Source organism: Kitasatospora sp. NPDC043950 (assembly GCF_056435345.1).
Genome location: NZ_JBWKER010000044.1, coordinates 40,157 through 60,488, shown reverse-complemented (window position 1 = coordinate 60,488; position 20,332 = coordinate 40,157). Strand labels below are relative to the sequence as shown.

General features: G+C 74.1%; 18 protein-coding genes. 11 read left to right on the top strand and 7 right to left on the bottom strand.

What is annotated here, in order from left to right:
• Positions 1-98 precede the first annotated feature (98 nt).
• Positions 99-971, bottom strand: coding sequence for a LysR family transcriptional regulator (locus AC07BF_RS27085; protein WP_363585710.1), 873 nt, complete (start codon positions 969-971; stop codon positions 99-101).
• A gap of 221 nt (positions 972-1,192) precedes the next feature.
• On the opposite strand from AC07BF_RS27085, the gene AC07BF_RS27080 reads away from it, so the two are divergent.
• Together AC07BF_RS27080 and AC07BF_RS27075 are read left to right on the top strand one after the other, a co-directional pair.
• Entirely contained in the window at positions 1,193-2,092 is a 900-nt protein-coding gene (locus AC07BF_RS27080; RefSeq protein ID WP_363585709.1) for a DMT family transporter, read from the top strand.
• 7 nt (positions 2,093-2,099) lie between these two features.
• Entirely contained in the window at positions 2,100-3,464 is a 1,365-nt protein-coding gene (locus tag AC07BF_RS27075) for an MFS transporter (protein WP_363631420.1), read from the top strand.
• A 3-nt stretch (positions 3,465-3,467) separates the two neighbouring features.
• On the opposite strand, the gene AC07BF_RS27070 is transcribed toward AC07BF_RS27075, so the two are convergent.
• The 3 genes from AC07BF_RS27070 to AC07BF_RS27060 form a co-directional block, all read right to left on the bottom strand.
• Positions 3,468-3,842, bottom strand: a complete 375-nt coding sequence (locus AC07BF_RS27070; protein ID WP_159398386.1) for a hypothetical protein — start codon at positions 3,840-3,842, stop codon at positions 3,468-3,470.
• Between the two features lie 40 nt (positions 3,843-3,882).
• On the bottom strand, positions 3,883-5,046 hold the full coding sequence (locus AC07BF_RS27065) for an SUKH-4 family immunity protein (RefSeq protein WP_478334039.1): 1,164 nt from the start codon (positions 5,044-5,046) through the stop codon (positions 3,883-3,885).
• Between the two features lie 197 nt (positions 5,047-5,243).
• On the bottom strand, positions 5,244-5,846 hold the full coding sequence (locus AC07BF_RS27060; RefSeq protein ID WP_363631416.1) for a DinB family protein: 603 nt from the start codon (positions 5,844-5,846) through the stop codon (positions 5,244-5,246).
• Positions 5,847-6,046: 200 nt separating this feature from the next.
• On the opposite strand from AC07BF_RS27060, the gene AC07BF_RS27055 reads away from it, so the two are divergent.
• The 3 genes from AC07BF_RS27055 to AC07BF_RS27045 all read left to right on the top strand — a co-directional run bounded on the left by AC07BF_RS27055 (position 6,047) and on the right by AC07BF_RS27045 (position 11,785).
• Entirely contained in the window at positions 6,047-6,766 is a 720-nt protein-coding gene (locus tag AC07BF_RS27055; RefSeq protein ID WP_363631415.1) for a hypothetical protein, read from the top strand.
• Between the two features lie 3 nt (positions 6,767-6,769).
• Positions 6,770-8,461 (top strand): DNA polymerase Y family protein, encoded by a 1,692-nt coding sequence (locus AC07BF_RS27050; RefSeq protein WP_363631413.1) that lies wholly within the window; start codon positions 6,770-6,772, stop codon positions 8,459-8,461.
• Positions 8,462-8,542: 81 nt separating this feature from the next.
• On the top strand, positions 8,543-11,785 hold the full coding sequence (locus AC07BF_RS27045) for an error-prone DNA polymerase (RefSeq protein WP_363631411.1): 3,243 nt from the start codon (positions 8,543-8,545) through the stop codon (positions 11,783-11,785).
• Between the two features lie 64 nt (positions 11,786-11,849).
• Here AC07BF_RS27045 and AC07BF_RS27040 read toward each other — a convergent pair whose 3' ends face one another.
• Positions 11,850-12,677 (bottom strand): TIGR03084 family metal-binding protein, encoded by an 828-nt coding sequence (locus AC07BF_RS27040; protein WP_400989493.1) that lies wholly within the window; start codon positions 12,675-12,677, stop codon positions 11,850-11,852.
• A gap of 159 nt (positions 12,678-12,836) precedes the next feature.
• Here AC07BF_RS27040 and AC07BF_RS27035 point away from each other — a divergent pair, with 159 nt between their 5' ends.
• A complete protein-coding gene (locus AC07BF_RS27035) occupies positions 12,837-13,619 on the top strand; it encodes a helix-turn-helix transcriptional regulator (RefSeq protein WP_363585659.1) in 783 nt (260 codons plus the stop codon).
• 27 nt (positions 13,620-13,646) lie between these two features.
• Here AC07BF_RS27035 and AC07BF_RS27030 read toward each other — a convergent pair whose 3' ends face one another.
• Entirely contained in the window at positions 13,647-15,185 is a 1,539-nt protein-coding gene (locus AC07BF_RS27030) for an AMP-binding protein (RefSeq protein ID WP_363585658.1), read from the bottom strand.
• A gap of 260 nt (positions 15,186-15,445) precedes the next feature.
• On the opposite strand from AC07BF_RS27030, the gene AC07BF_RS27025 reads away from it, so the two are divergent.
• From AC07BF_RS27025 to AC07BF_RS27015, 3 genes are all read left to right on the top strand, one after another.
• On the top strand, positions 15,446-16,012 hold the full coding sequence (locus AC07BF_RS27025) for a GNAT family N-acetyltransferase (RefSeq protein ID WP_478334038.1): 567 nt from the start codon (positions 15,446-15,448) through the stop codon (positions 16,010-16,012).
• Positions 16,013-16,016: 4 nt separating this feature from the next.
• On the top strand, positions 16,017-16,373 hold the full coding sequence (locus tag AC07BF_RS27020) for a VOC family protein (RefSeq protein WP_478334037.1): 357 nt from the start codon (positions 16,017-16,019) through the stop codon (positions 16,371-16,373).
• 841 nt (positions 16,374-17,214) lie between these two features.
• Positions 17,215-17,508, top strand: coding sequence for a winged helix-turn-helix domain-containing protein (locus tag AC07BF_RS27015; protein WP_478334036.1), 294 nt, complete (start codon positions 17,215-17,217; stop codon positions 17,506-17,508).
• 22 nt (positions 17,509-17,530) lie between these two features.
• On the opposite strand, the gene AC07BF_RS27010 is transcribed toward AC07BF_RS27015, so the two are convergent.
• Positions 17,531-18,886, bottom strand: a complete 1,356-nt coding sequence (locus AC07BF_RS27010) for a tetratricopeptide repeat protein (RefSeq protein WP_478334035.1) — start codon at positions 18,884-18,886, stop codon at positions 17,531-17,533.
• 237 nt (positions 18,887-19,123) lie between these two features.
• Here AC07BF_RS27010 and AC07BF_RS27005 point away from each other — a divergent pair, with 237 nt between their 5' ends.
• A complete protein-coding gene (locus AC07BF_RS27005; RefSeq protein WP_388014597.1) occupies positions 19,124-19,279 on the top strand; it encodes a hypothetical protein in 156 nt (51 codons plus the stop codon).
• Positions 19,280-19,386: 107 nt separating this feature from the next.
• Complete coding sequence (locus AC07BF_RS27000; RefSeq protein WP_478334034.1) at positions 19,387-20,313, top strand: hypothetical protein; 927 nt, start codon at positions 19,387-19,389, stop codon at positions 20,311-20,313.
• Positions 20,314-20,332 lie beyond the last annotated feature (19 nt).

The window sequence follows — 20,332 nt, the reverse complement described above, 5'->3', positions numbered from 1 at the left end:
CCGTACTTCCTTTCTCTTCGACTCTCTTCAGCTCTCTTCAGCTCTCTTCAACGAATTGGCACAGCCTTGTCCGTGCCTTTCCGGTCGGGCCGGTGGTCCTACGGCTGCGCCGCCGCCCGCAGCGCGGACACCAGCGCGCCGAGCGCCGGCTGTCCCCAGGCGCCCTCGCGCACTGCGGCGTGCAGCGCACGGACCGGCTCCGGGCCGCGGAGCCGGCGCACGGTGACGCCCGGGTGGCGCTGGGCGAGCCCGAGGGCGGGGACCAGGGCGACGCCCAGTCCGGCCGCGACGAAGCCCTGCGCCGTCGCGTAGTCGGCGCTGTCCACCGCGACGGACGGCCCGAACCCGGCCGCGTCGCAGGCCCCCCGGACGACCTCCCGGCACGGGCCGGGCGGCTCGGCCCCCACCCAGGGCTCGTCCGCGAGCTCGGCGAGGTCCAGGACGCGTTTCGCGGCGAGCCGGTGGCCCTTGGGCAGCACCGCCCGGTACGGGTCGTCGCGCAGGTGGACCAGCCGCAGGCCCGGGTGCGCGGCGCCGTCGGACCGGACCACCACCGCGAGGTCGGCCCGGCCGTCCAGCACCTCGGTGAGCGGGTCCTCCGGGTCGGTCATGCCGAGGTCGAGTCGTACGCCCGGGTGCGTCCGGCGGAACGCGGCCACCGCCGGGGCCACCAACGCGGCGCCGGCCGTGGCGAAGTAGCGCACGGTGAGGCTGCCGCTGCGCCCGGCCCGCAGGTCGGCCAGCGCCGCGCCGGCCTCCGCGACCTGCCGCTCGATGACGGCGGCGTGCCCGGCGAGCAGCAGTCCGGCGGCGGTCGGCCGCACGCCGCGCCCGACGCGTTCCAGCAGGGCCGTCCCGGTCTCCCGCTCCAGCGCCGCCACCTGCTGGCTGACGGCGGACGGGGTGTAGCCGAGCGCGCCGGCCGCCGCGCTCACCGAGCCGTGGTCGACCACGGCCCGCAGGACCTGCATCCGTCGGACGTCGAGCACCTCATTCATGTAGCTCAGCTTAAAGGTGGTGAAGAACATTTCGCTTGTGCTACCGGATCCCGTCGCGGGACCGTCGTCGAACGCCCCGACACCCCCTGACACCCGCCCCCTGACACCCGCCCCCCGACACGCGCCCCCCGACACCCGACATCGACACACCCGACACCGTCACCTCGACAGAAGGAGCACCGCCCGTGCTGCGGATGGCCGTTCTCGCCCTGTTCTGGGGTTCGGGCTTCCTCTGGATCCGGCTCGCGCTCCAGCACGGGCTCACCCCCGTGCAGATCACCGTGCTCCGCTCGGTCCTCGGCGCCGCCGTCCTGCTGCTGCTCGCCCGTTCCGCCCGGCAGCGCCTGCCGCGCGGTGCCGCCGTCTGGCGCCGGCTCACGCTGGCGGCGCTGCTCTGCAACGCGCTGCCGTTCCTCCTGACCGCGTACGGCGAGCGCGGCGTCGGTTCCGGCCTGGCCGGGGTGCTGCACGCGACCACCCCGCTCTGGTCCCTGCTGGTCGGCCTCGCCCTCGGCACCGAACGCGCCCGCGGCCCGCTGCGGTCGGGTGGTCTGGTGCTCGGCTTCGCGGGCGTGCTGCTGATCTTCTCCCCGTGGCGGGACGGCGGTGGCCTCCCCGCCCTGCCCGCACTCGCCCTGCTCGGTGCGGCGGCCAGCTACGCCATCGCCTTCGCCTACATGGCCCGTGCCCTCACCGGCACGGGAGCGGCCCCGTTGGCCCTCTCCGCCGCCCAGCTCACCGCCGCGGCCGGGCTGAGCACGCTCGCGCTGCCGGTCGGCGGCTCGCTCGACCCGGTCGCGGGCGCCGATCCGCTCGGACTCGTCGCCGTCGCCGTCCTCGGCGTCGCCTGCACCGGGCTCACGTTCCACCTCAACTACCGCCTCATCGCCACGGAGGGCCCCACCAGTGCGGCCACCGTCGGCTATCTGCTGCCGGTGGTCTCCACCGCGCTCGGCGCGCTCGTCCTCGGCGAGGAGCTGACGATCCGGACCGTTGCCGGAATGATCGTCGTACTCGCCGGTGTTTTCCTGACGAAACATCACAGGGCCCAGGCCCCCGCCCTCATGCCGACCCCCACCGCTTCACGCGACTGAACGGACCATGCACCCCCACTCCCTCTGGCGAACCGCCGACTTCCGCACCCTCTTCACCGCGACCGCCCTCGCTCAACTCGGCACCAACGTCGGCTACGTCGCCGTCCCGCTGATCGCCGTCGAGGCGCTCGACGCGGGCCCGGGGCAGGTCGGCGTCCTCGCCACCCTGAGCACCCTCGCCTTCCTGCTCATCGGCCTGCCCGCCGGCGCCTGGGTGGACCGGATGCGCCACCGCCGCGTGCTGATCGTCGCCGACCTGGTGAAGGCCGCGCTGTACGCCTCCATCCCGCTCGCCTGGTGGCTGGGCGGGCTCACCCTCTGGCAGCTGTACACGGTCGCGCTGCTCACCGGCTGCGCGACGGTCTTCTTCGACGTCGGCTCGCAGAGCGTGCTGCCCCGGTTGGTCGGTCGCGGGCACCTGGTGCAGGCGAACGCCGCCGTCGTCGGCCTGATGGCGGTCGGCAACGTCGCCGGGCGCGGCGCGGGCGGCCTGCTGGTCCAACTGCTCACCGCGCCGTTCGCGATCGTCGCGACCGCGCTCAGCCACCTCGGCTCGGCGCTTCGCCTGATCGGGCTGCGCCGCACCCCCGCCTCCGAACCGATCGCCGACAGGGGCAGGGGCGAGGGCGGGGACGGGGACGCCGACAGGGGCAAGGGCAGGGGCGAGGGCGGCGGGCTCGGAGCGCAGATTGCCGAGGGGCTGCGGCACGTCCTCGGCAACCGGGAACTGCGCGCGCTCGCCCTCACCGCGGCCCTCACCAACCTGGGCTTCCAACTCGTCAACACGCTGCTCCCGGTGCTGTTCGTGCGGGAACTGGGCCTTTCCGCCGGGGCGTTGGGCCTGTTCTGGGCGGTCGGCGGGGTCGGCATCCTGCTCGGCTCGCGCTGCGCCCGCCCGATCGCCGCCCGACTCGGCTACGGACGTACGCTCGGCCTGGCCGGCGTCTGCGTGGCGCCCGCCGGGCTGCTGGTGCCGCTGATCGGGCACGGCCCCTGGCTGTTCGCGGCGGGGGCGGGCTGGCTGCTGGTCTCGCTCAAGACCGGGATGGACAACGTCCTCGGGGTGAGCCTGCGCCAGCGGATGACCCCGGACGCGCTCCTCGGCCGGATGAACGCCACCTTCCGCTTCCTGCTCACCGGCGCGCTCGCGATCGGCTCCGCGCTGTCCGGGCTGCTCGGCGAACTCGTCGGCCTGCGGGCCACCCTCTGGTGCGGCGGAGCCGTCCTCGCGGTGGCCTTCCTGCCGGTCTTCCTCTCCCCGATCCGCACCCGCCGCCGGCTCCCCGAAGCCGAAGCCGAAGCCGAAGCCTCCGAAGGCCCCGTCCCCGCGCAGACTCCCACCCAGCTCCCCGCGCAGCCCCGACAGGCCTGAGACCTACCAGCCCGGCCCGTGCCCCGGCTGCCAGTCCAGCCCCAGGTGCGGGCGCGGGCGGTGGATCCGCAGCAGCGCGGTCACCGACCAGACGACCAGGGTCAGCAGGGCGTAGAACAGCAGCAGCGCCCAGAACGGCGTGGTGGACATGCTCCCGTCCTCGAACCGGCACCACGCGTCCGGCGGCAGCCAGGACGCGCCCGTCTCCAGCAGCCGTCCGCCGCCGGGTACCAGGCCCTGCTCGCAGCGCTCGCCGAAGTCCAGTGACCGCACGTACAGCAGCCCGTACAGCGAGCCCGCCGCCGCGAGGGACAGGACGGCGCCGAAGGTGAGCAGCACCGCCCGCCGTCGCCCGGTCGCCGTACGGATGTTCGTCACCGGGGCAGCGTACCGGCGCCCCAGCCGGGGCGCCCCGTGATCACCCGAGCAGGCCGCCCATGTGCGCGTCCTCGGCGAGCAGCCGCCACGAGCACCCGGGCGAGGCGAACGCCTCCGGGTCGACGGCCTCGACGAGCCGGTCCACCACGGTGCTCAGCAGCGACTGCGGGTCGAACACCGCCCAGGTGTCCCGGGCCCGCCCGCAGTCCCAGCGCTCCCACTCGGCGCGCAGCCGCTCGTACGTCCACAGCGCGTACAGCAGGGCGGACAGGTCGCGGTTGAGGTAGGCCTCCGGCTGGCCGTCGTCGTACCAGTCCGGCAGCTCCAGGCGGCCGGTGACACCGTCCAGGGCGATCGTCAGATCCGTCGGCCAGTCCCCGAGGGCCAGGAACTCCCGCTGGTACGGGCGCTCCTCCTCGCCGTCGAAGTACTCCGGGTACGCCTCCGCCATCGTGACCAGCGGTTCCTCGCAGACCCCGAACATCGCCCCGCCCAGCGGCAGTCCGATCTCGGTCAGCAGCCGCCGGGTCGGCTCGTGCACCAGCCCGGCGGGCAGCTCCTGCGCCCGGTAGCGGTGCACCAGGCCCGCGCCGCCCTCCTCGCCCGTCAGCGCGGCGAGCTCCGCCACCAGCTCCGGGCCGACCTCGTACGCCGGACCGCCCGGACCGCCCGGCAGCGCGCCCCAGCCCAGTGCTCGCACGAGCAGCGCCGTGCCCCAGTGCGCGGGCGGCGTCGCGGACCGCCCGAACAGCCCGGGGTCGATCTCCCGCATCCGCCGTTCGGCCCCGGCCGTCACCTCGGCGACCACCGCGGGGCCGCGCCGCCCGTCCAGCGCGTCCGCCCGCCGGGCCGACTCGGCGACCGCCTCCACCTCCCGCACCAGCCCGGCCAGCGCGGGCAGACCGGAGGCCAGCAGGTCCCGCCGCGGGCCGGGTTCGCCGAGGAACACCTCGCCGGTCGTTCCGTCGAGCAGCACCAGGCCGCCGGCCGCGGCGAACGGCGCGCAGTACTCCGTCTCGCCCAGGACGAACAGCCGCTCCGCCTCCGGCAGCGCCGGAGGCGGCCCGCCGCCGAGCACCCCGAAATCCAGGAACGCCCCCGAGAGCGGCAGCCCCTCCCGGATCAGGAACTCCCGGCTCCCCGGATGCACCACCCCACTCGGCAACCTGTCCGCCGCCACCCGCGCACACCCCGCGTCCCCCATGCCCCCCACGTCCCCCCGCCCTCCACCGCCCCGACCCTTGACCCCCAGACCCTAGCCGCCCCATCCGACACCAGAGCCGGCAAGCCGCCGCAAGCCGCCGCAGGGCTCCAGCTGGACCAGAGCGGACCAGGGCGGACCAGGGCGAGCCGGTTTCCCGGATCCGCCCCCCACCCCACCCGGGCGCCGTACGGGGCGGGTCAGACGAGCCCGCCGGCCTCCTGGGCGGCCCGCTCCACGCGGGCGTGGTGGGCCTGCCACCAGGCCGCGTCGCCGGGGGCGGTGTTGATCCCGTCCGGGCGCTGGCCGGTGGTGCCGTCGACGAGTTCGCGGAGGAGGTCGGCGTGGCCGGCGTGGCGGTGGGTCTCGGCGATCATGTGGACGAGGACCCGGTGCAAGGTCTGCTCGGCCCGCCGGCCGAACGGTATCCGGCCGATCGCGTCCAGCGGCAGCGCCTCGATGGTGGCGTCGGTGTGCGCCCAGACCCGGCGGTAGCGTCCGGTGATCTCCTCCGTGGTCTCGTCCGCCCGCGCCCACAGGTCGGCGTTCGGCTCGGCGTCGCCGGTGAACCACAGCGGCGTCGGTTCGGGGAACGGCCGCCCGAAGGTGTCGCCGAAGTACATCGCCTCGGCCCCGGTGACGTGTTTGACCAGCCCCAGCAGATTGGTCCCGGTCGGGGTCAGCGGGCGCCGGAGGTCGTATTCGGAGAGGCCGTCGAGCTTCCACAGCAGGACGTCGCGGGCGTCCTGGAGATAGATCCGGAGGTCGGTCCTGGGATCGGTCTTGGGATCGGTTGCCGTCATGGCATCAGTCTGTTGATCGCGTCGGACCTGTCCACCGAATTCCGCGCACCCAGGGGCCGGCAAGGGGAACTACGGAGTGTGACGGGTGGGGCGGGGAGGGTGTGGACTTGAATCTTTGCGAACGAATGTTCGATCCTGGGGTTGTGTCCGTTTTCGAACCTGTTTTCGATTCCATCGCCGAGCGACCGACGCTCCGGCCGGTGGCGTCGGCCGCCGTGCCGGCGGAAGGGCGGGCCGGGCGGGGCGTGGTGCCGGTGGTGCCGGCGCTGCGGGAGGTGCTGCCGGACGGCGGGCTGCGGCGGGGGACGGCGGTGTCGGTGGCGGGCGGGGACACCGGGCTGCTGCTGGCGCTGGCAGCCGGGGTGAAGGAGACCGAGGGCGGCTGGGCGGCGGCCGTCGGGCTGCCGGACCTGGGGCTGGCCGCGGCCGAGGGGTACGGGCTGGACCTGCGGCGGCTGCTGGTCGCGGACGACCCGGGGCCGCACTGGGCCGAGGTGGTGTCGGTGCTGGCCGGCGCGGTCGAACTGGTCATGCTGCGCCCGGACGGCCCGGTGCCGCCGAAGCTGGCCACCCGGCTGGCGGCGGTGCTGCGGCGCAGCGGCTGCGTGCTGCTGGTGGCCGGGCCGTGGCCGGGGGCGGCCCTGCGGCTCGGGGTCCGGTCCGGGCGCTGGTTCGGGCTGGGGGACGGTTACGGGCAGCTCGCCGGGCGGCAGGTGGAGGTGGTGGCCGAGGGGCGCGGTTCGGCGGTGCGCGGGAGGACCGCCCGGCTCTGGCTGCCGGACGAGCACGGCGCGGTACGGGCGGTCCCGGACAGACCGGTCCTGGACCGGCCGCCCCTGGAGCGCCCCGTCCTGGAGCGTCCCGTTCCGGGGCGGCCCGGGGCCGTCGAGCAGCCGCTCGAACGGGTAGCGGTGGTGTGAGCGATGGCGGACGACAGGACACCGCGGGTGCTGGTGGTCTGGTGCCCGGACTGGCCGGTGGCGGCCGTCACCGGCGACGACCCGGTGGCGGTGACCGAGGGCGGGCGGATCCTCGCCTGCTCGGCGGGTGCCCGGGCGGCCGGGGTGCGGCAGGGGCAGCGGCTCAAGCTGGCCCAGCGGCTCTGCCCGGCGCTGGAGCTGCGCGACCGCGACCCGGAGGCGGAGACCGGCCGCTTCGAGCCGGTGGTCGCGGCGGTGGAGGCGTTCACGCCCCGGGTGGAGGTGGTCCGCCCGGGCCTGTGCGCGATCCCGGTGAAGGGGCCGGGCCGCTACTTCGGCGGTGAGGAGGCGTTGGCGGCCAAGGTCCGGACGGCGGTGGCGGATGCGCTGGCGCGGGAGCCGGTCCCGGACGCCGCCCCCGGCGCGGTCTCCGTGCCCGGTACGGACGCCACCCCCGCCACCACACCCCCCGCCACCCCTGCCGCCACGCCCCCCGCCCCCACCGGGACCGAGCACCCCCCGCCCCCGCCCGCCCAGGTCGGGGTCGCCGACGGCCTGTTCGCCGCCGTGCTCGCCGCCCGCGCCGGAGTGCTGGTGCCGGCCGGGCGGACGGCGGAGTTCCTCGCGCCGTACCCGGTGGGCGTGCTCGGCGACGAGGCGCTGGCGGAGGTGCTGGGGCGGCTCGGCCTGCCGACCGTCGGGGCGTTCGCCGCGCTGCCGTCCGAGGCGGTCGTGGACCGCTTCGGCCCGGCCGGGGCGGTGGCGCACCGGCTGGCCCGGGGCTTGCAGCCGCGTCCGCTGGTGCCGCGCGACCAGGAGCCGGACCTCGCCGTCGAGCAGCGCTTCGACCCGCCCGAGCCGCTGGCGGAGCCGCTGGTGTTCGTCGCCCGCACACTGGCCGAGCAGCTGCACCAGCGGCTGGCCGGGGCCGGGCTGACCTGCCGCCGGGTGGCCGTCGAGGTGGCCTGCGCGGACGGGCGGACGGCCTCGCGGCTGTGGCGGCACGAGGGCGGGCTGTCGGCGACGGCGCTGGCCGAGCGGGTCCGCTGGCAGCTCCAGGCCTGGCAGGGCGCGGGCACGTTCGCCGCGTCCGGGGAAGCGCCCGACGCCGGGTTCGCCCTGCTCCGGCTGGCCCCCGACGGCCTCTCCCCGGACCAGAGCCGTCAGTTGGCGCTGTGGGGCCAGGCGGTCGCGGACGACCGGGTGGAGCGGGCGGTGGCCCGAGTGCAGGCGGTGCTCGGACACGCCGGGCTGCGCCGGATCGAGCCGGCCGGCGGGCGCGGTCCGGGTGAGCAGGCGGTCAAGGTGCCGTGGGGCGAGCCGTACGAGGCGGCGGGGCCGGCCGGCGCGCCCTGGCCCGGGCGGCTGCCGGACGTGTGGCCGGCGGTGGTGCTGCGGGAACCGGTGCCGGTGCGGGTGCTGGACGAGGCCGGGCTGCCGGTCACGGTGGACGGCCGGGCGGGGGTGTCGGCCCGGCCGGCCCTGGTGGTGTTCCAGGGCCGGCCGGGCCGTGGGGGACAGGGGCGACAGGAGCGGGTGGACGGCTGGACCGGCCCCTGGCCGGCGGTCGAGTACTGGTGGGACCAGTCGCTCGCCCGCCGCCGGGCCCGGTTCCAGGTCGTGCTGGGCGGTGGCCGGGCGCTGCTGCTCACGGTGGAGGGGGGCGCGTGGTACCTGGAGGCCGGCTACGACTGACGGCCGCCGGCCCGAGGGGGGGATCCGAGGGGGACCCGAGGGGGGAGAGGTGACGAACCGCGAGAACGAAGGCGACCCCCGATGGGCTTCACCAGCCACCCCACCCTCCCCTGGAGCGAGCTGCACCGCCGCCTGACCGGCGCCGTGCCGGACCGTACGGTCGTCCCCCTGCGCCGCCCCGCCCAGGAGGAGCCCGCCCCCGGAGTCCCCGGAGCCCCCGCCCCCGGAGCCCCCGGCGACGGCGGCGAGCCCTGGGCCGAACTGCACGTCCACTCCGCCTTCAGCTTCCTGGACGGCGCCAGCGACCCGGAGGACCTGGTCGCCGAGGCGGCCCGGCTGGGCGTGGAGACGCTGGCGATCACCGACCACGACGGCCTGTACGGCGCGGTCCGGCTGGCCGAGGCGGCCCGGGGGACGGGCGTGGCCACCGCGTTCGGCGCCGAACTGACGATCCGTCACAACGGCGCAGAGGTGGAACACTTGCTGGTCCTGGCCCGAGACCCGGCCGGCTACCGCCGGCTGTCCGCCGCGATCGCCGCCGCCCAGCTGGCCGGCGGCGCGAAGGGCCGCCCGGCGTACGACCTCGCGGCACTGGCCGGGGCGCACGACGGGCACTGGGCGGTGCTCACCGGCTGCCGCCTCGGCCGCGTCCCGGCAAAACTCGACGACGGCACGGCCGGGCACCAACTCCGCACCCTGACCGATGCGTTCGGCCGCGACAACGTCCACGTGGAGCTGATCGACCAGTGGCTTCCCGGCGACGACCGGCGCAATGACGCCCTCGCCGCGCTCGCCGCCGAGCAGGGCCTCCCGGTGGTCGCCTCCACCAACGCCCACCACGCCGGCCCGGCCCAGGGCCGGCTGGCACAGAGCCTGGCCGCGCTGCGCGGGCGCCGCACCCTCCAGGACGCGGTCGGCTGGACACGGGCCGCGGGCACCGCGCACCTGCGCTCCGGCCGGGAGATGGCCGCCCGGCTGGCCCGCTTCTCGGGGGTGCGGCGGGCCACCGCCGAACTCGGCCGTTCCTGCGCCTTCGACTTCACCGGGCTGGACCCGGAGCTCCCGGGTTTCCCCGTCCCGGAGGGCGAGAGCGAGATCAGCCACCTGCGCGCCCTGGTCGCCGCCGACGGCCCGGTCCGCTTCGGGCCCGGCAACGCCGCCGCCCGACGCCAGCTGGCCCTGGAACTGGACGTCATCGACGACCTCGACCTGGCCGGCTACTTCCTGATCGTGCACGACATCGTCGACTTCTGCCGGAGCCAGGACATCTGGTGCCAGGGCCGCGGCTCGGCCGCCAACTCGGCGGTCTGCTACGCCCTGGGGATCACCGCCGTCGACCCGGTCCACTACAAACTGCTGTTCGAACGCTTCCTGTCCATCGCCCGGGACGGCCCGCCCGACATCGACCTGGACATCGAGAACCGCCGCCGCGAGGAGGTCATCCAGTACGTCTACCGCCGCTACGGCCGCGAGCACGCCGCGCAGGTCGCCAACGTGATCACCTACCGGCCCCGGCTGGCGATCCGCGACGCGGCCAGGGTGCTCGGCTACCCGCAGGGCCAGGTGGACGCGTTCAGCCGGCAGACCGACTTCCGCTCCGCGCCCGGCGCGGACGCCGTGATCCCCGCCGACGTGCTCTCGCTCGCCGGCCAACTCCACGGCCTGCCGCGCCACCTGGGCATCCACTCGGGCGGCATGGTGCTCACCAGGGAGCCGATCGGCGAGATCTGCCCGACCGAGTGGGCCCGGATGCCCGGGCGCTCGGTGCTGCAGTGGGACAAGGAGTCCACGGCCGGCGCCGGGCTGGTGAAGATCGACCTGCTCGGCCTCGGCATGCTCGCCGCGCTGCACGACGCCTGCGACCTGGTCGCCGAGCACCACGGCCTGCGCTACGACCTGGCCACCATCCCGGACGGCGACGCGGGCGTGTACGCGATGCTGCGCCGGGCGGACACCGTCGGCGTGTTCCAGGTCGAGTCGCGGGCCCAGATGGCGACGCTGCCCCGGCTCAAGCCGGACCACTTCTACGACCTGGTGGTCGAGGTCGCGCTGATCCGGCCCGGCCCGATCCAGGGCGGCTCCGTCCACCCGTACCTGCGCCGCCGGGCGGGCGCCGAACCGGCCGGCTGCCCGCACCCGTTGATGGAGAACGCGCTCGGCAAGACCCTCGGGGTGCCGCTGTTCCAGGAGCAGATGATGCAACTCGCCATCGACTGCGCCGGGTTCACGCCCGCCGAGGCGGACCGGCTGCGGCAGGCGATGGGCGCCAAGCGCTCGCACGAGCGGGTCGCCCGGCTGCGCGAGCGGCTGCTCGGCGGGATGGCCGAGCGCGGCATCCCCGAGGAGGTCGCCGAGGACGTCTACGGCAAGATCGAGGCGTTCTCCAACTACGGTTTCCCGGAGAGCCACGCGATCAGCTTCGCCTACCTGGTGTACGCCAGCGCCTGGCTCAAGTACCACTTCCCGGCGGCCTTCACCTGCGCCCTGCTGGCCAACCAGCCGATGGGCTTCTACTCGCCGCTGAGCCTGGTCGCGGACGCCCGGCGGCACGGCGTGCGGGTGCGCGGGGTGGACGTCAACGCCAGCGCGCCGCGCCCCACCCTGGAGCCGCACCGGGGGCCGACGCCGGAGCCGCCGCTGACCGCGGGCCGCCCGCAGCCGGCGATCCGGCTGGGCCTGGAGACGGTGCGCGGCATCGGCGCCCCGCAGGCCGCGGCGATCGCGGCCGGTCAACCGTACGCCGACCTGGAGGACTTCGCGCGCCGTACCGGTCTGCCCGCGCCGGCGCTGGAGGCGCTGGCGACGGCGGGCGCCTTCGACTGCTTCGGGCTGACGAGACGTCAGGCGCTGTGGACCGCCGGTGCGTTCGCCGGTATCTCGGCCGCACTGATCCCGGGGACCACCCCCGGGACGGAGGTGCCGCCGCTGCCCGGCATGAGCCCGGTCGAGGAGACCATCGCCGACCTGTGGGCCACCGGAACCTCCGCCACCAGCCACCCGCTCCAGCACCTGCGCGCCCGCCTGGAGCGCGGCGGCGCCCTGTCCGCCGCCGAACTCCCGGACACGGCACCGGGATCGGAGGTGGTGGTCGGCGGCCTGGTCACCCACCGGCAGCGGCCGCCGACGGCCGGCGGGGTGCTCTTCCTCAGCCTGGAGGACGAGACCGGCCTGATCAACGTGGTCTGCAACCGCCCGGTCTGGGAGTCCCAGCGCCGTACGGCCCTCGACCGGGCCGGCCTGCTGGTCCACGGCCGCATCGAGCGCGACCGCGGCGCCACCAACCTGATCGCCACCCGGCTCACCCCGCTGCGGATCGGACTCTGAGCGGGGCAGGGGGGTGGCCTCCAGGCCTGCCGTCCGCACCGCCGCAGATGGCGACCCGGTCGGCTCAGGCGGGCGTCCGCCCCTTGCCCGGGGCGCCGGCGAAGACCTGGGCGATGGGGAGCCAGGCGGTCGCGGTGGGGCCGGTGGCGGTGAGGGCGAGGTCGTCGCGGTGGCGGCGCTGGGTCACCAGGAGGCAGAAGTCCAGGGCCGGTCCGGTCACCCGGTCCGTGGCGCCGTCCGGCCCGAAGGTCCACAGGCCGCCGTCGGGCGCGGTCAGTTCGAGCCGGACGGGCGACTCGGGGGCGGGCAGCCCGTGCAGGGTGAACGCGAAGCCGAGGGTGCGCAGCCCCAGGTGGGCGATGTGCCGCAGTCGGGCGGTGGGCTCGCGGGCGGCGCCGAGCGCGTCGGCGACGTCCTGGCCGTGTGCCCAGGTCTCCATCAGCCGGGCGGTGGCCATCGAGGCGGGCTTCATCGGCGGGCCGAACCACGGCAGTCGGGTGCCGGCCGGGGTGGCGGCCAGTGCGGCCGACACCTCCTCCCGGCCGGCGCGCCAGCGGGCGAGCAGGTCCGCGGGTGCGGCGGCCGCGCCGCCGGCCGCGCCCTCGTCCACCGGGTCGACGCCGGCGGCCGGCAGCGTGCCGAAGCGCTCGTCGCGCGCGGCGGCGAAGCCGTCCGCGTCGCGCGCGGCCAGCGCCGTCCAGTCGTCGGTCCAGGCGAGGTGGGCGATCTGGTGCGCGATCGTCCAGCCCTCGGCGGGCGTCGGGCGCGCCCAGCCGGCCGGGTCCAGCCCGGCCACCAGGGCGTCCAGCACCGCGCTCTCGGCCCGCAGGTCGTCCAGCAGCGCGGTCAGGACGTCCGCCGCGGGCGTCGTCGGGGTGTTCGGGTCCGTCATCGGTTTCCCTCCTTCCGGGTCCGGCGCGTTACCCGCCGGTAAGCCACGGCCGCACCCTACGCCCGGCCCGGCCGCCGCGCCCGCCACTCCGTCGAAGACGCGGGGAACACCCACGTCAGCACTCTCGCCAGCGGCCGTGCCGCGTGTGACAATCTCGCGATGACAAGGGCGAAGACGGGCCCCGGGGCCGCGGACACCCTCACCACCCCGGCGCACCCGGACGATCCCGGGCTCGCCGCCCGCGCCGCCGAGTTGGTGCGGGACGCCGTGCTCGGCGACCTCGCGCGGCGGGTGGTGGCCGAGTGCGGGGCCGACGTCGGACTGGTCGGCGTGCCGCAGCCGCCGTCCGGGCCCCGGGGGAGCGACGCGGGCATGGTGCTGCGCCACTGGGCCGGCACCCGGGCCGACCTGCTGCACGACCGGGCCGTCCCGACCGGCACCGGCCTGGGCGGGCGGGCACTGGCCGAGCGGGCGCCCAGCTGGGTGCCCGACTACCGTGCCGCCACCACGATCTCGCACGACCACGACGCCGCCGTCAGCGCCGAGGACCTGTACGCGATGCTCACCGTGCCGCTGCTGCACGGCGACACCGTGTACGGCGTGGTGTACGCGTCGCTGCGCGCCGTCGTCCCGTTCGGGGACGTGCGGATCGCCGCCGTCGGCGAACTGGCCGCGACCGCGACCCGGGCCCTGGCCGGGGCGGCCGCCTGGCGCTCCGCGCCGCCCCGACGGGCCGCCCCCGTACGGCCGTTGACCCCGCGCGAGCACGAGGTGCTGCGCTGGGCGGCGACCGGCCGGACCAACCCGGAGATCGCCGCCCGGCTGGGCCTCACCTGCAACACCGTGACGGGCTACCTGAAGTCCGCGATGCACAAGCTCGGTGTTCGCAACCGCACCGAACTCGCCCTGGCGGCGCGCGAGTCCGGCCTGGTCGACCGGTGAGCGCACCCGGTCGGCCGGTGGCGGGCCTCAGCCGACCTGCCGATCCCGCCCCGTCCAGTACGGCTCGCGCAGCCGGAACTTCTGTAGCTTCCCGGTGGCGGTCCGCGGCAGGGCCGCCCGGAACTCCACCGAGGTGGGCGACTTGTAGCCGGCCAGCCGCTGCTTGCAGTGCGCGATCAACTCGGCCTCGGTGACGGCCTCCTGGCCCTCTCGGAGGACCACCAGCGCCTTGACGGTCTCGCCCCACTTCTCGTGCGGCACTCCGATCACCGCGGCCTCGGCGACCGCCGGGTGGCCGTACAGGCAGTCCTCCACCTCGATCGAGGAGACGTTCTCCCCGCCGCTGATGATGACGTCCTTCTTCCGGTCCGAGATGGTCAGTTGGCCGTCCTGGCCGAGGACGCCGCCGTCGCCGGTGTGGAACCAGCCGTCCCGCAGGGCGTCGGCGGTGGCCGCGGGCTGCTGCCAGTAGCCGTCCAGCACGGTGTTGGAGCGCACCAGGACCTCGCCGGAGGCGTCGACCCGCAGCCGGGTGCCGAGCGCCGGGGCGCCCGCCTGCACCAGCTTCTCGGCCCGTTCGGCGGCGGGCAGGGCGTCCCACTCGGCGCGCGAGCGGTTGACCGTGACCGCCGGGGAGGTCTCGGTCAGGCCGTAGAGCTGCATGAACTCCCAGCCCAGCTCGGACTCGACCTGCTGCACCACCGAGGTCGGCGGCGGCGCGCCGGCCACCACGATCCGCACCCGGTCCCGGCCCGGCACCGGGCCGTCCCACTCGGCGGCCGCGTCCAGCACCATCTGGACCACGGCGGGCGCGCCGCTGAGGAAGGTCACCCCGTGCCGCTCGACCCGGCGCAGGATCTCCGCGCCGTCCACCTTGCGCAGCACGATGTGCCGGGCGCCGAGCCCGGTGAGGGCGAACGGCAGGCCCCAGCCGTTGGCGTGGAACATCGGCAGGGTGTGCAGGTAGACGTCCCGGTCGCCGACGCCGTAGTGCAGGCCCATCAGTACCGCGTTCAGCCAGATGTTGCGGTGGGTGAGCTGAACGCCCTTGGGGCGGGCGGTGGTTCCGCTGGTGTAGTTGATCGTGGCGGTGTCGTTCTCGGCGATTTCGTACCGCCGGGGGGAGTTGTCGAAGTCGTGCAGCAGCGCGTCGCTGTCCGCGCCGAGCACGAACTTGTGCTTGGCCGCCACCCCGTCCAGCGCGTCGGCGAGTTCGGGGTCGACCAGCAGGACGGACGCGCCGCTCTGCTCGACGATGTACGCCACCTCCTCGGCCTTCAGCCGGAAGTTCACCGGGACCAGCACCCGCCCGTGCCCGCTCACCCCGAACAGGGAGGTCAGCAGCCGGGCCGAGTTGTGCGACACGACGGCGACCCGCTCGCCCGGCCCGACGCCCAGCCGGTCCAGCCCGGCCGCCTGCGCCCGGGCCAGTTCGGCGACCCGGCGGTAGCTCAGCTCGCCCCAGGATTCGGCCGGCTGCACCGGCTCGTCGACGATGCCGACCCGGTCGCCGTAGACCAGCTCGGCCCGGTCGAGGAAGTCCATCACGGAGAGTGGAATCTGCATGCGCCCACTGTCCTCTCCCGGCCGCCCGCCGGACACCCCCGATCGGGGGTGTCACCTGCGGAAGGGCGGAAGGAGGGTGAAAGTCGGGCGGAAGGGGCGGATTCCGTCTGCTGAGCCCGTCGCGAACGGACGGGCGACCAATGCGGTGGGCCGGCCGGCCTCCTGCTGGGAAGATCGCAGCGAACGGCCACACACCCACGGGGAGAAGCACCATGAGCGACCGACGACCCGGGCACCCTCCACGAGGCCGGGGGACTGCGGTGACCGCCCCCGCCACCGCGCACCCGAGGGCCGAGGGCCTGCTGCTGCGCCCCTTCGAGGACGCGGACGCACCGGCCCTGATAGCGGCGTACCGGGACGAGACGCTGCGCCGCTTCACCCGCGTCCCGGTGGGGAACGCCGAGGAGGCCGCGCACTGGCTCGGGTTGCAGTACCGGGGCCGGGCGGAGGGCCGCCGGTACAGCTTCGCGGTGCTGGAGCCCGGCACGGGCGAACTGCTCGGCAACGTCGCGCTCAAGCGCGGCACCCCGGGCGGGGAGGCGGCCGAGGTGGGCTACTGGACGGCGGCCGCCGCCCGCGGCCGGGGGGTGGCCCCGCGCGCGGTGGTGGCGCTCACCGCCTGGGCCTTCGACGTGCTCGCCGACGATGGCCTGGTCCGGATCGACCTGCTGCACCAGGTGGACAACCCGGCCTCCTGCCGGGTCGCGGAGAAGAGCGGCTACACCTTCCAGGAGGTGCTGACGGCCTTGCCGCCGGAGTTCCCGTCGGACGGTCACCGGCACTCCAGGAAAAGGCTGGACGGAACCGAACACGGCAGGTCAGAGTAGCCGGATGGGATCTCTGGTACGACACGTGACGATCGACTGCGCCGACCCGTACGGCCTCGCGCAGTTCTGGGCCCAGGCGCTGGACGGCACCCTGGCCGAGGACGACAACCCGGGTGACGAGGAGGCGGTGGTGCAGTCCGCCGGCGCCTCGCTGCTGTTCATCAGGGTGCCCGACGGCAAGTCGGTGAAGAACCGGGTCCACCTCGACCTCCAGCCGCAGGACCGCAGCCGGGACGAGGAGGTGGAGCGCCTGGTCGCGCTCGGCGCGACGGTGCTCGGCGACCACCGCACCCCGGACGGCAAGGGCTGGGTCACCCTGGGCGACCCCAACACACGTGACTACCAGTTCTGTGCAGCTTAGCCGCAGGTCAGCACCAACGACAGAGCCCCGCCCGGCGCTTGGCCGAACGGGGCATCTTGCTATCGGGGCGGACTCACTCGGAGGGGCGAACGTCGTGGTGCGGCACTGCCCAGCAGTCACGCGACCAGAACCGGGTAACCCCGTCTGTCCACGGTCGGCAGTCGTTCGACGTGCGGGGGTCGTAGCGGACCGCGTAGCGGGCTCCGGCGAGGATCTGCCACCCGTCCCGCTCGCACCGCAGCAGTCCCCTTGTGTTGCCCCTGCGGGTGCCGTCCGGAAGCCGCCTGATGAACACCCGAGCCATCACGCCACCGGCCCAGCGAGAGCGTGTGCGCCGGGGTAGGTGTATCCGGGGTCGGGGAGGCCCAGCACCACCGCGCGGAGCGCTTCCCGCCGCTCCCACTGGCGCTGCCTCTCGTCGTACTCGCGTTGCATCTCGTCCAGCTCGGCGAGCCATGCACCGTGGTCTATGTACGGGCGGACCACTGTGCCCGTGTACAGCTCGCGTGACTCGGCCCACGGTCCGCGCAGGTGGGGCCGAACAGCCCCGGATATGGGTATCGGAGTAGAGGCGGAGCCGGTTGCGGAGCGGTATCGGCTGCGTGCCGGAAGGCCGAGAACCAGGACTCGGAGTATGGCCAAAACGATAAGATGACGCACGTCGGCAGCTCCCTAATAGCTGTGCGGACGAATGGCCCCGGTGACTGGTCGCACAGTCCCGGGGCTTCTTTGGTTGGCGGTGCGGATTTCGACCGTACCCAACTCCTATAGGTACGTCTAGATACGTTCATGCTCGTAGCGAAACGCGCGAGGTCGTTTGGGTCGCCCTACGCTTTTGAGCATGGACGTAACCCCGATCGACCCGGACGCCGAGGCGCACCCGTATCAGCAGATTGCGGCGGACATCATCCGGGCCATTCAGTCCGGGGAACTGCGAGTCGGGGCCCGCGTGCCGTCCGAGAGCACGTTGATCCAGGCATACGGCGTTGCCCGGAACACTGCCCGCCATGCGGTCGAGCACCTGCGCTCCGAAGGGTGGGTCCGGACCCTTCCGCAGCGCGGCACGTTCGTGGCGGACCGCACTGGCCAGACCGCCGGAGACCAGCAGGCACCGCCCACCGGACTTGACCAGTAGGGCGGAGCCGGGTGGGTGCGGGTCAGGCTCGGACGAGTTCGGCAGCGCGCTGCCCCAGGTCTGCGGCGCCGGGGATTCCGCGACGGGCCCAACTTGTCATTGTGGTACGGACTTTGTGAAGGTCCTTCTTGTGCCGGTCCGAGACGACTCCGCCCATGAAGTCCAGCGACTGGCCCCAGATCCCCACGGCTTCGTCGTGGCGCCGCTGGGCAGCGACGGACCGGGCCAGATTCCCGAGCGTCAGGGCGTGAATGCGCCGGAACGCCTCGGGGTCACGACCGGCGAGGGCGGCCCGGTGGTGGCGCTCGGCCGCCTGGTGGTCTTTCAGCTCCGCCAGCGTCTTGGCGGTGTGAGAGGCGACGGTTGCCGCTACCGGCCCGGTAGCCGCCGTGAAAGACGCGGGCGGTGTCGCGGTGTCGAGCATGGCGTCCTCGGCTGCGAGAAGCGCCGCCGCAGCCCTCTTCCCGCTTCCCACGGCTCCGTACGCCCTGGCGCTCGTGATCAGCAACAGGGCCTCGGTCTGCGGGTCCACCTTCCCGCGTGCTCGCCGTAGCGACTCCTCCGCCAGTTCGACGCAGAACTCCGGCTGCTTGAGGTTGAGAGCCTGATGGGCGAGAGCGCGCATCATCCAGGCTCCGTGTCCTGCCGGATCACTCTCGCAGGCGAGTTGGTAGCCGAGGAGGTAGTACCGCTGTGCGGCGCCCTCCCGGCCCAGGTCGTGGTACTTCCAAGCGGCGAGGTACGACAGTTCGGCCGCCACGCCGTAGGCGTCCCGGCGAATCGCTTCGGAGGGATACACGGCCTGGAGCATCGGCACCACCGTGTCGGTCAGGTAGGTGGTCACCGCGCTCAGCCCGTGCCCACCCCCAAGGCGCTCGTCAGCGGCGGTGAACACGCTGGTGATGTGCCGGACCGTGGTCACCTCGCCGACGCCCACCCTGCCGCCGGTCCTTCCTGCTCGCAGGGTGGCGGCGACCGCTTGGTGATCGTAGGTCAGCGGCAGTGCCACGGCGGCGGTGGCGAACGCACTGGCGAGGAAGTCACGGCGGGACTGCATCACGGCTCTCCCGAGGTCGGCGGCGGTGGCCAGCGGGTCGGCACTCATAACCTCCCCGATCGCTTCCGACCCTAATCCGATCTCCGCAACGGTCACCTTGCGACGCGTCCTCCGGGTGAGCGCCTCGGCAAGGTACAGCGGAGTGCGCCCCGTGGGGGTTCCGCCGGCCACCCAGTGAGCGACGGCCGAGGGTGCCGTTGCCAGGTGCTCCCCTGCCTCGGAAGCGACCGCGCGCACTGTCGTCGCCAGTGCCTGGTACGTGCATCCGGCCTCGACGATGGCACGGGCCAGTGCCTCGTTTGGTGTCTTAGTGTCCGTCAACTGTCGCCCCTAATTGCGATCTTGAACGGGTTGAACGGGATCGGTGTGCTCCCACCGTACCCCCGGAGCGTGACTGGCTGTTCACTGATTGCACCGACAGGTCAGGGCTCCCGCCCGGCCGGTACGGCAACACCGGCCGCAAGCCGCGCGGTGGACCCGCCAGCGGTTCGCAGACTCCTCTCCGAACCTCGGAGGGGAGCACCAATCCGCAGTAGTTCCCATGGAAGGAGCAGGACTATGCCCGCCAACATCGAGGTCAGCAACCTGACGCGCCGCCTGGACCACTCGGTGCCGGACGGCGACTTCGCGCCCGTGGCCGTCGCGTCCCTGACGCGGAACCTGGACCACATGGTCCCGGACGGCGACTTCGCGCCCGTGGCCGTCGAGGTCTGACGGCAACTAGCAGTTGATGCCGAGTAGTTGACGGCATGGCGGGTCGGCTCGGGCAGCCACCGGGCCGGCCCGCATCGCCTCACAGTCCCGAGCAAGGAGAGTCCGCAGTGAACACCACCATCGCCACCAGCGTCCCGGCAGGCTCCTTCTTCGACCTCAGCCGGAAGGACCCGGAGCTTCTCCGCCTGCGGGAGCAGGGCGCCGAAAGCGCCCTGCCGTTCGCCCTGATGGAACGCCTCATCAAGTCCGGCACCCCCTACGCGCAGCACGCCCGTTCCCTGCGCAGCGAGAACGTGACCGTGGCCGGTGTGTCCTTCGACTGGTTCGACGCCCAGCTTCCCGGCGAGATCGCCGACGAGATCAGCCTGACGAACTACGAGATCGCCGAGCACACCGACGAACGCCGCGAGGCACTGTCCGAGGCGTTGGACCGGCTGTCGCTGGTCCACCCCGAGGGATTCGCCCGCGTGCGCGAGTTCGTCCGTGGCCTGCTGTGGGTCGGGCTCACGCCCGGTGTCCGCGCTTCTTCGCTGACCAGTTCCAGTGACCCGGCGCTCCCGTACGTCGTCGTGTTCTCCGACAAGGCCCGGCACCACATCCCCCCGAACACGGTCAGCCCGGAGCCGTCTCCCCGCTTCCTGGCGGAGAACCTGCTGCACGAGGGGACGCACCAGTCGATCAGCTTCCACATCCTTCAGCACCAGGTCTTCGCGGACGGGTACTCGTCCAAGGAGTCCCCGAAGATCGAGATCCGGTGGCGAGCGGGGCAGGGCGTCGCGCGCAACCAGTACTGGGAGGTGGACCGGGCCTTCCACGCGACCTGTGTCTACAACCAGCTGTTGAGGTTCCGCCGCACCGAGCTGGACCGGAACGACCTGACCGCCAACGAGCGCGCGTGCTTCCGGGCCGCTTATGACGAGGGCCTGCCCGCCGTCCGCTACCTCATGCGCGAACTCGAACTCCTGAGTGAGAACTTCACCCCGCACGGGGTGGAGCTGCTGGCCGACCTGCGCCAGCAGACCGACCGCCTGTAGTGCCACCCTGAGCAGAACC